Genomic DNA, 14,608 nt, shown 5'->3' with positions numbered 1-14,608 from the left:
CCGCGCGGCGTAGGTCCGTTCTTTCAGCGACGGGGACTGCGTGGAGTTCAACACTCTCAGGCTGACGGGCTTCAAGTCCTTTGTGGATTCGACCGAATTATCGATCGAACCCGGCCTGACGGGCATTATCGGTCCCAACGGGTGCGGGAAATCCAACCTGCTGGAAGCCCTGCGGTGGGTGATGGGCGCCACATCGGCAAAATCCCTGCGCGGCTCCGGCATGGAAGATGTGATATTCGCCGGCACCGATGCGCGCCCGTCACGCGAGCATGCCGAAGTCAAACTCGTCATTGCCAATGACGACCGGACCGCACCGGCACGGTTCAACGACAACACGATCATCGAAGTGGTCCGCCGTATCGTTCGCGGTGCGGGCTCGACCTACAAGGTCAATGGCGAGGAAGTCCGCGCCAAGGACGTCCAGCTTTTGTTCGCCGATGCGGGCACCGGAGCCAACTCCCCGGCGCTTGTGCGCCAGGGTCAGATCAGCGAACTGATCAATGCCAAGCCGGAAAACCGGCGCCGCGTGCTTGAGGAAGCCGCTGGCGTATCCGGCCTGCGCGCCCGCCGCCATGAGAGCGAGCTCCGGCTGCGGGCCGCCGAAACCAATCTCGACCGTCTGCAGGACGTTATCGACGAGCTGGAATCGCGCCAGGCCGAGCTGGAACGCCAGTCTCGCCAGGCCGCACGTTACCGCAAGCTGTCAGGTGACATCCGTGCGCTGGAAGCCGCCCTCTGGCTGCGCCGCTGGCGCGAGGCGGAAGCGGCAGTCGAACGGGCGGCCGACGCGCTCGAAGCCTCGGATGGTAAAGCGCGGGATGCGGCGGAAGCGGCCGCCGCCGCCAGCGTCGCCGCCGAGAAAATCGCTGCCGATCTCGAACCCGCACGGCAAGCCGAAGCGGAAGCCAGTGCGGCACTCCGGCGTGTTGAACACGAGCGCGAAACACTGGACCGTGACGCCGCCGATGCCGAGCGGCAGATCGAAGGCCTGGAACAGCGCGGGCGCGACATCACTTCCCAGATCGATCGGGAAAGCCTGATATCCGATGACGCCGAAGCCGCCATCGAACGCATCCGTCAGGCGATCGCCGCGCTGGAATCGGAATCCGACGGCGAATCCGACGCCATCGCCAGCGCTTTGGCCCGCCGGAAAGAGGCCCAGGCTTTGCTGGACGCCAAACGGCAGGCGTTTGACGTGTCCGCGTCGGAATTTGCTGCCATTCGCGCCGAGCGCGATGCGGCGACCCGCAACAAGACGATCGCCGAGCAGCGTGTATCGCGGCTGATGCTGGAGCGCGATCGCGCCAATCAGGCCTTCGCACTGCTGGGCACGGGCGATGAGGCCGAGCTGTCCGATATCATCCGATCCGGCGAAGCCGCCGAGGACGCCGCCGGAAGCGCGCGAGCCCGCCACGAAGCCGCAGAAACAGCCCGCCGCGAGACAGAGCAGGCCGAACGGGACGCGGCCGAGCCGTTGAACGCGCTCAAGGCCGAAGCCGGTGCGCTGGAGCGCGAAATCGCCACGCTCGCCCGCTTGCTGGAACAGGACGGGGTCGAGCATCGCGCGCTTGATTCGCTGCGCGCGCAAACCGGTTACGAAAAAGCGCTGGGCGCCGCCCTCGGCGACGATGTCGAGGCCTCGCTCGACACAGGAGCCGCGCGCCATTGGACGGAAAGCGGCATCAAGGCCGGCCCGCTGCCGGAAGGCGCCACACCGCTGTCCGAATTTGTCGACGCTCCGAAAGCCCTGGCGGCGCGGCTCGAATCGATTGGCGTCACGAGCGCCGATGCCGCCCCGGTACTGGCGCGGCAACTTCAACCCGGGCAGCGGCTGGTGACACGCGAAGGCGATCTCTGGCGCTGGGACGGCCTCGTCTCCGGTGCCGATGCGCCGACCGCCGCGGCGGCCCGGCTTGAACAACGCAATCGCCTGGAAGCGGCCGTGTCCGAAGCCGCCGAGCTCGACACCCGGATCAATGCGGCGGCTGAAACCCTGGACGAAGCGGCAATGGCGCTGGCGCAGGCCCGTGAGCTCGAATCCCAGGCGCGCCGGGAAGCGGCTGATGCCGAACAGGCGGCGAGAACCGCGCAGGCCAAGGCGGCGACGGCGCGCGAAACCGTCGCCCGCGACAATGAGAAGCGCGCCGCCCTGTCGGCTGAGATCGATCGCCTGACATCCGAACTCGAAGAGGCGCGCGCGCTTTTGAAAGCGGCGGATGAAGCACTGCGCGATGATGCCCGGCTCGAAGCCGCCGAGGCCGAGCGCGAGGCCGCCAAGCAGGACGCCAATCAGGCGCGCGAAGCCTTCGACGAAGCCCGGCAAGCGCATGACGACCTGGTGCGGGCGGCCGAAAGCCGCACCCGCAGGATTGCCGAACTGTCGGCAGAACGCGAAGACTGGCAGACACGCCTGACACACGCCCATGCCCGCCTCGACGAATTGGCCGCGAACCGAAAGGACATCGAGGCGCAGCTCGAAACCGCCCGGCGCAAGCCCGGCGAAGTCCACGAAAAACTGGCCAATATCGCGGAAACGTTGAGCGAAGCCTCTCGCCAAGCAGCGCAAGCCCGTGATACCGCGCTGGCAGCGGAGGCAAAGGCCAAGCAGGCCGACGCCGCGGCGCGGGCTGCCGAACGCGAGGCGGCCACATCGCGTGAAACACGCGCCGCCGACGAAGCGCGCCTTGCCGCAGCACGCGAGCGGCTCGACGAAACCGATTCGCGCCTCAAGGAAGCCACCGGCGCCACCGCCATCGTGCTGGCCGAGCGCGTCGATGAAACATTCGAGAAGCTGGACCTCGATGCGCTGGAGCGGAAACTCGAGGGTGCGCGCCAATCGCGCGAGCGCATGGGCGCCGTCAATCTGCGCGCCGACCAGGAAGCCGAAGAGCTGCAGGCCAAACGCACGGAGCTGGTCGCCGATCGTGACGATCTGCTGGCTGCGATCGAACGCCTGCGCAAGGGGATCGATGCCCTGTCACGCGAAGGCCGGGCGCGCCTGCTTGAGGCTTTCGAACGTATCGATCAGAGCTTCCGCCAGCTGTTCTCGACCCTGTTCGAAGGCGGGTCCGCCGAGCTAGCGCTGACCGAGAGTGACGATCCGCTCGAAGCCGGTCTGGAAATCTTCGCCTGCCCGCCCGGCAAGAAGATGGAGCGCATGTCGCTGATGTCCGGCGGCGAGCAGGCGCTGACCGCCTCGGCGCTGATTTTTGCGGTGTTTCTGTCCAACCCGGCCCCGGTTTGCGTGCTCGACGAGGTGGATGCGCCGCTCGATGACGCCAATATCGACCGGTTCTGCCGCATGCTGGACGAAATGCGGCGGATGACGGCGACCCGGTTCCTGGTCATCACCCACAACCCGCTGACCATGTCGCGCATGGACCGGCTGTTTGGGATCACGATGGCAGAACGCGGGGTTTCGCAGCTGGTTTCGGTCGATCTCGCCCGCGCCGAGCAACTGATTGCCGCGGAGTAGAATTAAGCCAATAAATACATATATTTAACATGCGCACCGGTATGCTTGACTTGCCATCCCCCCTTGTCTAGCTTGCGCGCGCTTTCCGGGGGTCCGGAAGGCAGCCAGATTACGATGTCCAACCGCGACGAACCAGACCGGAGCCATCCCGACGATCAACTCGCCGAGTTCGAGCAGCGCCTGAAGGCGAAGCTCGACGCCAGATCGGCCGAAGATCGCAAATATGACCGTCCATCCCCGAGCGGCTGGGCGGTCGGGCTCAGATACGGAACGGAATTCATCGTCGGTGTAGCGGTCGGCGCCGCGCTGGGTTACCTCCTCGACCTTGCGCTCGGCAGCCTGCCCTTCGGACTGCTGATCGGCACACTGATAGGCTTTGGCGCGGGCACGATGAATGTCGTTCGCGCCGCGAAGGAAATGGGCGAACGCGCCACGCGCGAGAAGTAAGGGGCCGATTGTGGCTGATACAGACCCGATCAAGCAGTTTGAAATCCACACCGTGGCACCGCTGGAAATCGCCGGCGTCAATCTGGACTTCACCAATTCGGCGTTCTTCATGCTGCTGGCGACGGTGACGGTGACCCTGCTGATGGCGCTGGCGACCAACAAGCGCGCTCTGGTGCCCAGTCGCAGCCAGTCTGTTGCCGAGATTCTCTACGGATTTGTCGCGGATATGGTGCGGTCTTCGGCCGGCAATGAAGGCCTGCGTTTCTTCCCCTTCGTCTTCACGCTCTTCATCTTTATCCTGGCAGCCAACATGTTTGGCATGATCCCCTATATGCCGCTGCCGATTCCCGGGATCGACAATCACAGCTTCACCGTCACCAGCCACATCATCGTCACCCTGACCTTGTCCATGCTGGTGATGTCCATCGTCGTCGGCTACGGCGTTTACAAGAACGGCTTCAAATTCCTGAAACTGTTCGTGCCGGCCGGCGTACCGCCCGTCCTCTACGTGATCGTGACGCCGATCGAGGTGATTTCCTTCCTCTCGCGCCCGATCTCGCTGTCCGTTCGTCTGTTCGCCAACATGCTCGCCGGCCACATCCTTCTGAAAGTGTTTGCCGGCTTCATCGTCATGCTCGGAGCCGCGGGCGCGGCCTGGGGCATTGTCGGCGTGCTGCCCTTCTTCATGGTCATTGGCCTGACGGCGCTGGAATTCCTGGTGGCCTTCCTGCAAGCCTATGTCTTCGCCATCCTGACCTGCATCTATCTCAACGACGCGCTTCACCCGGCACACTAGGGCGAAGCACACACACTTCTAACCGGACCGCTTACAAGGAGCTCCAAAATGGAACAGGGTCTTATCGATCTCGGCAAATACATCGGCGCTGGCCTCGCTTGCCTCGGCATGCTGGGCGCCGCCATGGGCGTGGGCAACATCTTCGGATCGTTCCTGCAAGGCGCCATGCGCAACCCGGCCGCGGCTCAACAGCAATTCGGCACGCTGATCTTCGGCTTCGCCGTGACGGAAGCTCTGGGCATCTTCTCGCTGCTGATCGCCCTTCTGCTGCTGTTCGTCGTTTAGTCGCGACGGTTGATATGCGCCGCGGACAGACGGTCCGCGGCGATTTGGCATTGCTAACGGAAAGAGGCGTCCAATGACGCTCATATCCATGATGGGTCTGGCGGTCGCGGCGGCCGATGAAGCGTACGGTGAAGAAGCCGGCGCGTTTCCGCCTTTCGACCCGACCTATTTCGCGTCGCAGGTCTTCTGGCTGGTGATCTCGTTCGCCGCCCTATACTTCCTGATGTCGCGCTGGATCCTACCCCGGATCGGCGGTGTTATCGAAGAACGCCGCGACCGGATCGCGGACGATCTCGACGTGGCCCAACAGATCAAATCGGACGCCGAAGAGACACGGGCCGCCTACGAGAAGTCGCTGGCCGACGCGCGTGCCCGCGCACATGCGCTGGCTGCGGAAGCCAAGGCCGAGGTCGATCGCGAGATCGCCGAGGAAACCGCTGAGGTCGATGCCGAGATTGCGGCCAAGTCGGAAGAGGCCGAGAAAGCGCTGGCCGAAGCCCGCGCCAGGGCGCTAGCCGAGGTCCGCAACATCGCCGCGTCGAGCGCCGCGGAAGCCGCCAACGCGTTGGCGGGTCTTTCGGTGAACGAAGCCGACGCCGCCAAGGCGATTGCCGCGATGGACAAGGACTAGGAAGACGCCATGATCGACTACCTTCTGTCCGACACCTCATTCTGGGCGATGCTCGGCGTGATCGTTTTCTTCGGCATCCTTGCCTGGTTCAAGGTGCCGGGCATGATCGCCGGCCAGCTCGATGACCGGGCGGCCAAGATCAAGAATGATCTCGACGAAGCCCGCCGCATGCGCGAGGAAGCGCAGGAATTGCTGGCCAGCTTCCAGCGCAAGCAGCGCGAAGCGGAAGCCGAGGCCGAAGCGATCATCGAGCAAGCCAAGGCGGACGCCAAGCATCTGCGCGACGAATCGCGCACCGAGCTTGCCGCACGGCTGGAGCGCCGCACCGCGCTGGCTGAACAGCGGATTGCACAGGCCGAAGCGCACGCGGTCGCCGAAGTCAAAGCTTTGGCAGCCGATCTCGCGACGGATGCCGCGGCGCGGCTGATCTCCGAGAACCTGAAAAAGGCCGATCACAGCAAGCGCATCAAGGCCGATCTCGACGATCTGGAAAAACGTCTGAACTAGGACGGTTCGATCTCGAACGAGAAAGCCCCGCGATGCGGGGCTTTTTTACGCCCGATTGCCGGCGCTGTCGTCGGAAGGATCGTCCTTCTCACCAAACATCCGCTTCACCCGCTGCCAGATACCCGGATGCCGCTTGAGATATCCGGTGACGATGCGGTGCGCGGTCGGCGAACTGCCGGCCAGCAGCAAAACACCGACGATAAAAAGCGGAATGCCCAACGGGATCGGTGTAATCGCCAGCGGCAGCGACAACACCATCAGCGCCAGGCCCAGGGCGACGCCGATCATCCGCAGAACCGTGACCAGCACACCGCCGATCGGGTTGCGGCTCATATTATTCAGCGTCTCGTTCATACGGCGTCATATTTTCCCGTCATTTTGAAGGGTCTACTTAGGGTTTGAGCGACTGCCGCGATAGGGCATGTTCGACACATTGGCAGTGAAAAACGGCGAAAATCTGTGAGATTCGGGTTTTATCACTGCAGGAAAATGAAGCTTAACTGCTTCGCGTCAATGTCGGCATAGTCCTGCTGCAGGAGCCAGCGCAAATGGCGCCACGCCAGCTGCATTCGATTCAGGTTCTGCGGGGATTGGCCGCGCTTGCCGTCGTGATCGGCCATCTCTGGCAGATCGAAGTCCGGTTTCTGGGCGAGGAGCTGACCTCATCGGTCATGCTGATCGGCTTTGCCGGCGTCGACATGTTTTTCGTGCTGTCCGGCTTCGTCATGGTGCATGTCACGCGCGGCATGGAGACGGATACCCGCAGCAATGCGCATTTTTTGTACAAGCGGGTAACCCGGATCTACCCGCCCTACTGGGTCTTCACGATACTGATGATCGCCGCGATCCTGATCGCCCCGGATACCAATACCGAACGGCTGAACGCCCCCGCCATCGTCGATTCGTTTCTGCTCCTGCCGCAATTCGATGTGCCGATTCTGCCCGTCGGCTGGACGCTGGTGCACGAGATGTATTTCTACATCGTCTTCACCGGCCTTTTGTTTCTGCCGCGGAGATGGCTGCCCTTCGCCTTACTGGCCTGGCTGTTGGCCGTTGCGGTTGGCACCGGATACGGGCTGCACCGCTTGACGGCGACTTTCAGCATCATCTTCAACCCGCTGACGCTCGAGTTTCTGCTGGGTGCAGCCCTCGCTTTGTGGCAGCCGAAACTGCCGCAATGGGCGGGTGGGCTGGCGGTCGCCATCGGAGCGTCTGCCTTACTTGCCGCCGCCTATGCGATGGGACCGCTCTCGGTCGAGACCTTCCCGGCCCTGTGGACCCGCTTCTTTGTGTTCGGCCTGCCGGTCTTCCTGATTGTGCTGGGCATGCTGTCGTTCGAGACCGACAAGCCGGCCGGCCTGTACGCCGCCCTCGTCCGGCTCGGCGACTGGTCCTATTCGCTTTACCTTGGCCATCTCATCTTCCTCGCAGCCGGCGCCCGCTTGTGGGTGATGATCGTGCCCGACATCGGCTGGGTGGATAATCTGGCAATGCTGAGCCTCGGCGTGGCGGGCTGCATCCTGGCGGCCGGCCTGTCCTATCACTGGATCGAACGCCCCATGCTGGTCGCGACACGCCGGTTCGGACATCGGATCTTCCGGTCGTGACGGTCGAAACCACAGCCATCCGCCTGTCGAATATCCAGGCCTTGCGGGCCGTCGCCGCCTTGCTGGTGGTCGCCATTCACATCCAAGCCAACGAATTGAGGGCATCGGCCGATCCACTGCTGTCACCCTGGCTCTATCACGGCGTCGCCGGCGTGGATCTGTTCTTCGTCATTTCCGGCTTCATCATGGTGCATGTCACGCGCGGCCGGTTCGGAAAGGGCCGGAAAGCGCTCGAATTCCTGTATCACCGGGCGTTGCGGGTTTATCCGCCGGTCTGGCTGTTCACCGCTTTGGCGGTGTTGGGGTTTTATGCCCAGGGTACACTGTCCGACTGGCTCTCCCGCTCCGGCCTGGTCGAATCCTTCCTCCTCATCCCGCAGCGCGCGGACCCGCTGCTCGGGGTTTCCTGGACCCTGATCCACGAGCTCTATTTCTACGCGGTTTTTGCAGTCTTCCTGCTTTTTCCGCAACGGCTCTTGCCCTTCGCCCTCGCGGCCTGGGCGGGCGTCGTCGCGATCGGCTTGGCCTTGGGTGTCGGACCGGACTCCAACCCCTGGCTGGCGCTGATCTTCCATCCTCACACCTACGAATTTATCGCCGGCGCTTTCGCGGGGCTTGTCTTCCACCATAAACGCCTTCCCTTTCCGGGTTGGATTACCGGCATAGGCATTCTGGTCTTTATCGGCGGAGCCATCGTCCTCGGCCTTCGCGGGCCGGATGATTATCCCGATTTCTGGGGACGCGTTCTGGCCTTCGGCCCCGGCGCCACCCTGATCGTCCTGGGACTCGCCGGGCTGGAAAGCCGCAAGAGCTGGGTGTCGCCACGATGGCTGCAGCGGGTCGGCGACTGGTCTTACAGCCTCTACCTCTCGCATATCCTGGTCATCGCCGCGCTGGCGCATGCGTGGATGCGCTTTGCCGCGCCCGGACCGCTGGACAATATCGTCATGATCATCGCAATGATCATGGCGCCGCTATTCGTCGCAGCAGCCGCCTATCATCTCTACGAGCGGCCGACCCTGCAGATCGGAAAAGCCTGGGGACGGCGCCTGTTTGCCGCGCCGTCCTGATCCTTATTCCGCCGCTTCGGCCACTGGCGGCATCCAGCGCAGGACCGGCTGGCGCGCCGCGCGGGTTTCATCCAGCCGTTTCATCGGCGCATGCACCGGGGCCGCCTTGAAGCGATCGGCCTCGCCGGCCTTGGCTGCTTCTGCCAGCCCCCGCAGGACATCGCAGAAACGGTCGAGCCCGCTCTTCGATTCGGTCTCGGTCGGCTCGATCAGCATCGCGCCATGCACGACCAGCGGGAAATACATGGTCATCGGGTGATAGCCCTCATCGATCATCGCCTTGGCGAAATCGAGCGTCGTCACGCCGGTGTCCTTGAGGAAGCGGTCGTCGAACAGGGCTTCATGCATGCACGTGCCCTCGAACGCCGGTGTCATGATGTCCCTCAGCGAGGCCAGCACATAATTGGCGTTCAGCACCGCGTCTTCGGACGCCTGTTTCAGCCCGTCCGAACCATGGCTCAGCATGTAGGTGAGCGCCCGGGTGAACATGCCCATCTGGCCGTGGAAGGCGGTCATCCGGCCGAACGGCTTGGCGTCCGTACCGGCGAGATCCTCTTCGTTCTCGGCCATTTTCAGCCTGGCCCCGTCATCGGTCCGCACCACGAAGGGCAGCGGCGCAAAGGGGGCCAGCGATTCTGACAGCACGGTCGGACCGGATCCCGGCCCGCCACCACCATGCGGCGTCGAAAACGTCTTGTGCAAATTGATGTGCATCGCATCGATGCCGAGATCGCCAGGCCGCACACGGCCCATAATGGCGTTGAAATTGGCACCGTCGCAGTAGAAATACCCGCCCGCCTTGTGGATCAGATCGGCGATCTCGCGAATGTCGCGCTCAAACAGGCCGCACGTGTTCGGATTGGTCAGCATGATACCGGCAACATCATCGCCCAGCTTGGCCTTGAACGCCTCCATGTCGACGCGCCCGGTCGCATCGGCGGGAATTTCATCACAATGGAAACCACACTGAACGGCGGTCGCCGGATTGGTGCCGTGCGCCGATTCCGGTACCAGAACGCGGCGGCGGTGCTTTTCACCGCGCGCATCTAGCGCGGCACGGATCGCCATCATGCCGCACAGCTCGCCATGTGCGCCGGCTTTCGGGCTCATCGCCACGGCCGGCGTGTTGGTCAGCACCATCAGCCAGCGCGCCAGCTCCTCGATCAGCCTGTAGGCGCCCTGCACCGTCTGTTCGGGCTGCAGCGGATGGATATCCGCAAAGCCCGGCAGCCGCGCCATTTTCTCGTTCAGACGCGGATTGTGCTTCATCGTGCACGAGCCCAGCGGATAAAGACCGAGATCGATCGCGTAATTTTTTCGCGACAGGCGCACATAATGGCGCATCGTTTCCGGCTCCGAGAGCCCCGGCAGACCGATAACGCTCTCGCGCTTCAGCCCGCCCAGCCGGTTGGCGCGGCCTGTCGGTTCGGGAAGGTCGACACCGCTGACATCCAGCGATCCGCGCTCGAACAGGAGCGGTTCGGCCTGCTCCAGCCCGCGGGAACCCGAGAAGGTGTCCTCATAGCCGCCCGGATCGATATCGTGCTCCATGCGGGTCGGCCGGCCTTGCATATTCATGCCCATCACAACACCTCCCGCAGCGCGGTCTCAAACGCCGCCAGATCATCCTGGGAATTGGTCTCGGTCGCAGCAACGATCAGCACATCCTCCATCTCGCCCGGATAGAGGCGGGAAGCCGCGATCCCGCCGAGCACCCCCTTGGCGACCAGCCGGTCGAGCACGCCGGCCGCCGGTTTCGGCAGGCGCAGCGAAAACTCGTTGAAGAATTGGTCGGTCAGCAATTCCACGCCGCCGATCGCGCCGAGCCTGTCCGCCAGATCGCATGCCGTCTCGTGATTGATCTGCGCCAGCGTTTTCAGCCCCTTCTCGCCCAAGAGCGTCATGTGGATGGTGAATGCCAGCGCACACAGCCCGGAATTGGTGCAGATATTCGATGTCGCCTTGTCGCGGCGGATATGCTGTTCGCGCGTCGACAAGGTCAGCACAAAGCCGCGGCGTCCGTCGGCATCGACGGTTTCACCTGCCAAGCGTCCGGGAAGATTGCGGATGAAATTACGATCGTTCTTACAAGCGAATAATCCAACGTAAGGCCCGCCGAAATTGAGCCCCACGCCGATCCCCTGGCCTTCGCCAACAGCGATGTCCGCGCCCATCTCGCCCGGCGATTTGACCAGGCCCAGCGAGACCGGCTCGGTGAAGACCGCGATCACCAGCGCACCGTGCTGGTGGGCTTTCTCCGAGATCTCCGTCAGATCGTGCAGCCGGCCGAACACGTCCGGTGTCTGGATGACGACACAGGCCGTCTCATCATCGATCATGTCGGCAATGCCGGAAAGACCGCCCAGATCCGGCGCGCTCGAGACGATGTCGATGTCCATGTATTTCGCGGTGGTGCGCGTCGTCGCGGCATAATGCGGATGCAGCGAACCGGCGAGTACGGCTTTCTTGCGCTTGGTGACACGCGCGGCCATCAGCACCGCCTCGCCGCAGGCCGTCGAGCCGTCATACATGGAGGCGTTGGCGACATCCATGCCGGTCAGGAGCGCGACCTGGGTCTGAAACTCGAACAGGGTTTGCAGCGTGCCCTGGCTGATTTCCGGCTGGTAGGGCGTATAAGCGGTCAGGAATTCCGAACGCTGGATGAGATGATCCACCGTCGCCGGCACATGGTGCTTGTAAGCCCCCGCGCCGACAAAGAAGGGCACGCTGGAGGCCGGCGTGTTCTGCGCCGCCAGTTTCGACAACGCCCGCTCGACCTGCAATTCGGTCTGGCGCGCCGGCAGATCGACCGCCCCGTCCAGCCGTGCAGCCTCCGGCACATCGGTGAAGAGGTCATCGATCGACTTGGCGCCGATCTTGGCGAGCATGTCGCGCCGGTCTTCCGGCGTCAGCGGCAGATATCTCATCTATGTTGCCCTTACTAGGGCGTCGCGCCCTTTGTCAGATAGTATGAAGCCTTCGACTTGGTCGGATGAATTGCACACAGCACGGAGAAAATCAGCACGAATCCAAACCTTTATCGTGCCTTTGTCTGGCCTTAGCGACGTTCCATCGCTGAACTCAAAATACGAGGGGAAGGCTCCCGTGCCTGCACCTCCGATGGCGCCCAAAGCCAAGTAAAGTAGAACCCCACTTTCTTTCCACGCTTCCGGACTCTTTGGATGCTCTTTTGACCGCGGCTCGGAAATCCACTCGCTGATAGTGTGAAGTTCCCCGATTCGGCACTCCGATAATGGCGGCCTTTTGTCAGCAGCGTATATAGCCTGCCCGATTAATCGCGCCTGATCCGAAGTGATCGGTAGCCTCACAACAACCTCGCTATGCGATATGCGCCTTGTAGGCGGCGTCATCCATCAGCCCGTCGAGCTGGCTCTTGTCGGACAGTTTCAGCTTCACGAACCAGCCCTCATTGTCGGGGCTTTCATTGACCTTCTGCGGCTCGCCTTCCAGCGCGTCGTTGACCGCGATCACCTCGCCCGACACCGGCGCATAGACCTCGGAGGCCGCTTTCACGGATTCCACCACGGCCATCTCGTCGCCCTGGCCGAAGCTGGCGCCGGTTTCCGGCAGCTCGACAAAGACGACATCGCCCAATTGTTCGGCGGCGTAGGCGGTGATGCCGACAATGGCTTCATCACCGTCGACTTTCACCCATTCATGATCCTTGGTGTATTTGACGCTCATCGCACTCCCCTTCCGATTAGTTGCCCCGGTAATACCGCTGTTCGACGAACGGCATCTTGGCGATCTTCGCCGGCCGTGACTTGCCGCGCAGCAGGATTTCGATCTCGGTGTCCGGCGCCGCGAACCCCGTATCGACATAGGCCATGCCGACCGGTCCGCCCACGCTCGGACCGAATCCGCCCGACGTCACCACGCCGATCGTCTTGCCGTCCTTGACGATTTCCGCGCCTTCCCGTGCCGGCGCGCCCGCCATGGTGAAGCCCACGCGCTTGCGCGCCGGCTTGTCAGCAAACGTCTGCATGACGCGTTCCGCACCGGGAAAGTCGAGACGCTCGCGGCGCGGCTTGGCCACCGCCCACATCAGCGTCGCCTCGGCAGGCGTCTTGGATTCGTCCATGTCGTGACCGTAAAGGCAGAGCCCGGCTTCGAGCCGCAGCGAGTCGCGCGCGCCCAGCCCGATCGGCTTCACGCGATCATCCGTCAGGATCATCCGCGTGATCGCCACCGCGCGATCAGCGGGTATCGAGATCTCGAACCCGTCCTCGCCGGTATAGCCGGAGCGCGACACCCAGATCTCGGTCCCGTCGAGCGCGAAGACCCCGCACTGCATGAACGTCAGCTCTGCCGCACCCGGCACCAGCGTTCCGAACACGTCGGCCGCCACCGGTCCCTGCAGCGCCACCAGCGCGCGGTTCTCGATGACATTCAGCGGGCCACCGGTCTTGTCGGCGATATGCGCGAAATCATTCGCTTTCGTCGCGGCATTGACGACCAGCAGCAAGCCATCTTCGCCGAACGGGCGCGACACCATCAGATCGTCCATGATGCCGCCCTGCGCGTTCAGCAGCAGCGTGTATTTCTGTTCGCCCGGCGCCAGCGCCGACAGGTCCGCAGTGATCAGCTTCTCCAGCGCCGTCTCGTCGCCGGTATAATGCGCCTGGCCCATGTGCGAGACGTCGAACAGGCCCGCCGCTTCGCGCGTGTGATTATGCTCGGCCATGATGCCTTCGTATTGCAGCGGCATGTCATAGCCGGCGAACGGCACGATCTTGGCGCCCAGTTCGACGTGCAGATCATAGAGCGGCGTTCGCAGCGTATCGGTCATAAAGCGTGGCCCCGTATCCGGCATGTCCGGCGCACCGGACGGCCCCCGCTGTCGGATCGACCTGAGAGATTCCACAAGAAGAAGAGCGTCTTCCCTTGCTTGCTCCTTCGGTGAGGCATGTCGCCATGCCCGCTTTCCAGCGTTTCGTCATCCCGCGGTCCTTCGGCCTGAGCGTTTCCGGGGCGGTTGCGCCTTCGGCGCCGGCCTTATTCGCCGGTCTCTCCCGCGGGGACGTGTTGAAGGTGGTTTAGAACGCACGTTGGCGGAGTCAATCGCCATAATCTCATCCAATCGATGGATTATGCCGGCCAGTCGATTTCACGAATGAAGTCAGCGTGCGCTTCAATTTCCGACGCAATCGTGTTTCCCGGGAGCTTGATGGCGACGATTTGCTGGCCACGGATCCGCGCATACTTCATCGCAGGAACGCAGTCGGTATCATTCGAAAACAGAATAAGACGCTCGACGGTCTGCGTATGCGCGAAGTTCGCCATGTCCAGCCCCAGTCTCATGTCGACGCCCTTTTGCTCGAAATCGGGTGCGAAATCCTGATCCGCCAAAGCCGCGCCCGTTATCGGTATCATTTTCGGTTTGAATCCTCTGAACTTCAAAATGCCTCGCCGAACCGCAAACAAGTCCCGCTTGGCAAGCTCGTCCAGCCAGCGGCCCGATGCCGTGAATGTTTGCTTCTCACCGCTCACGGGCTTCTTGACCTCGCCATTGTAGGGGCTGCAGTCATAGTAAAGCGCTCGAAAAAGCCGTTCGCCTTGGACGATTGACGCCAAGGCGAGCTTCTCGATGAAATCGGGATTGTACTGAAAGCCGGCTTTTCGCGAGAGAACCCGCGTGTAGCCGCCGTCGATAAGAACTGCAACTTTCATGTAAAAACCCCCAAGTTTGCACCTAGGGGTTTATATACATGCCCGCCTACGGGCGTAACGGAATAGCCAAATTAAGTACGCTATTTCGACGATACTGTC

14 protein-coding genes and 2 riboswitches are annotated in these 14,608 nt (G+C 62.8%); of the genes, 8 read left to right on the top strand and 6 right to left on the bottom strand.

What is annotated here, in order from left to right; translation table 11 throughout:
- Positions 1 to 40 precede the first annotated feature (40 nt).
- The 6 genes from ACO08C_RS11830 to ACO08C_RS11805 all read left to right on the top strand — a co-directional run bounded on the left by ACO08C_RS11830 (position 41) and on the right by ACO08C_RS11805 (position 6,141).
- A complete protein-coding gene (locus ACO08C_RS11830) occupies positions 41 to 3,475 on the top strand; it encodes an AAA family ATPase (RefSeq protein ID WP_421785845.1) in 3,435 nt (1,144 codons plus the stop codon).
- Between the two features lie 114 nt (positions 3,476 to 3,589).
- Complete coding sequence (locus ACO08C_RS11825) at positions 3,590 to 3,922, top strand: AtpZ/AtpI family protein (RefSeq protein ID WP_421785843.1); 333 nt, start codon at positions 3,590 to 3,592, stop codon at positions 3,920 to 3,922.
- Positions 3,923 to 3,932: 10 nt separating this feature from the next.
- Positions 3,933 to 4,718 (top strand): F0F1 ATP synthase subunit A, encoded by a 786-nt coding sequence (locus tag ACO08C_RS11820; RefSeq protein WP_421785841.1) that lies wholly within the window; start codon positions 3,933 to 3,935, stop codon positions 4,716 to 4,718.
- Between the two features lie 48 nt (positions 4,719 to 4,766).
- Positions 4,767 to 5,003 carry a F0F1 ATP synthase subunit C gene (locus tag ACO08C_RS11815; protein ID WP_109260931.1) on the top strand — a complete coding sequence of 79 codons (237 nt, stop codon included), beginning with the start codon at positions 4,767 to 4,769 and terminating at the stop codon, positions 5,001 to 5,003.
- Positions 5,004 to 5,076: 73 nt separating this feature from the next.
- Positions 5,077 to 5,634 (top strand): F0F1 ATP synthase subunit B', encoded by a 558-nt coding sequence (locus ACO08C_RS11810; RefSeq protein WP_421785839.1) that lies wholly within the window; start codon positions 5,077 to 5,079, stop codon positions 5,632 to 5,634.
- Positions 5,635 to 5,643: 9 nt separating this feature from the next.
- Positions 5,644 to 6,141 carry a F0F1 ATP synthase subunit B gene (locus ACO08C_RS11805; RefSeq protein ID WP_421785837.1) on the top strand — a complete coding sequence of 166 codons (498 nt, stop codon included), beginning with the start codon at positions 5,644 to 5,646 and terminating at the stop codon, positions 6,139 to 6,141.
- A 45-nt stretch (positions 6,142 to 6,186) separates the two neighbouring features.
- Here ACO08C_RS11805 and ACO08C_RS11800 read toward each other — a convergent pair whose 3' ends face one another.
- Positions 6,187 to 6,495 carry a hypothetical protein gene (locus ACO08C_RS11800; RefSeq protein ID WP_421785836.1) on the bottom strand — a complete coding sequence of 103 codons (309 nt, stop codon included), beginning with the start codon at positions 6,493 to 6,495 and terminating at the stop codon, positions 6,187 to 6,189.
- Positions 6,496 to 6,689: 194 nt separating this feature from the next.
- Between ACO08C_RS11800 and ACO08C_RS11795 the strand changes: the two genes are divergently transcribed.
- Both ACO08C_RS11795 and ACO08C_RS11790 read left to right on the top strand, forming a co-directional pair.
- Positions 6,690 to 7,748: an acyltransferase family protein gene (locus tag ACO08C_RS11795; RefSeq protein ID WP_421785834.1), complete on the top strand. Its 1,059-nt coding sequence runs from the start codon at positions 6,690 to 6,692 to the stop codon at positions 7,746 to 7,748.
- Positions 7,745 to 8,818: an acyltransferase family protein gene (locus ACO08C_RS11790; RefSeq protein WP_421785832.1), complete on the top strand. Its 1,074-nt coding sequence runs from the start codon at positions 7,745 to 7,747 to the stop codon at positions 8,816 to 8,818. The genes ACO08C_RS11795 and ACO08C_RS11790 overlap by 4 nt, the downstream gene beginning before the upstream one ends.
- Before the next feature lie 3 nt (positions 8,819 to 8,821).
- Here ACO08C_RS11790 and gcvPB read toward each other — a convergent pair whose 3' ends face one another.
- The 5 genes from gcvPB to ACO08C_RS11765 all read right to left on the bottom strand — a co-directional run bounded on the left by gcvPB (position 8,822) and on the right by ACO08C_RS11765 (position 14,509).
- Positions 8,822 to 10,402 (bottom strand): aminomethyl-transferring glycine dehydrogenase subunit GcvPB, encoded by a 1,581-nt coding sequence (gene gcvPB / locus ACO08C_RS11785; protein WP_421785830.1) that lies wholly within the window; start codon positions 10,400 to 10,402, stop codon positions 8,822 to 8,824.
- Positions 10,402 to 11,745 carry an aminomethyl-transferring glycine dehydrogenase subunit GcvPA gene (gene gcvPA, locus ACO08C_RS11780; protein ID WP_421785829.1) on the bottom strand — a complete coding sequence of 448 codons (1,344 nt, stop codon included), beginning with the start codon at positions 11,743 to 11,745 and terminating at the stop codon, positions 10,402 to 10,404. Before gcvPA ends, gcvPB begins: the two co-directional genes overlap by 1 nt.
- A gap of 412 nt (positions 11,746 to 12,157) precedes the next feature.
- Complete coding sequence (gene gcvH / locus ACO08C_RS11775) at positions 12,158 to 12,523, bottom strand: glycine cleavage system protein GcvH (RefSeq protein ID WP_421785828.1); 366 nt, start codon at positions 12,521 to 12,523, stop codon at positions 12,158 to 12,160.
- Positions 12,524 to 12,539: 16 nt separating this feature from the next.
- On the bottom strand, positions 12,540 to 13,628 hold the full coding sequence (gene gcvT, locus ACO08C_RS11770; RefSeq protein ID WP_421785827.1) for a glycine cleavage system aminomethyltransferase GcvT: 1,089 nt from the start codon (positions 13,626 to 13,628) through the stop codon (positions 12,540 to 12,542).
- A gap of 46 nt (positions 13,629 to 13,674) precedes the next feature.
- A riboswitch (glycine riboswitch) is annotated at positions 13,675 to 13,770 on the bottom strand.
- A gap of 3 nt (positions 13,771 to 13,773) precedes the next feature.
- Positions 13,774 to 13,864: riboswitch (glycine riboswitch) on the bottom strand.
- 63 nt (positions 13,865 to 13,927) lie between these two features.
- Positions 13,928 to 14,509, bottom strand: a complete 582-nt coding sequence (locus ACO08C_RS11765; RefSeq protein ID WP_421785825.1) for an NYN domain-containing protein — start codon at positions 14,507 to 14,509, stop codon at positions 13,928 to 13,930.
- Between the last annotated feature and the right edge of the window lie 99 nt (positions 14,510 to 14,608).

Source organism: Hyphobacterium sp., assembly GCF_965229905.1.
GTDB lineage: Bacteria > Pseudomonadota > Alphaproteobacteria > Caulobacterales > Maricaulaceae > Hyphobacterium.
This window is presented reverse-complemented; position numbering and strand designations above follow the sequence as displayed.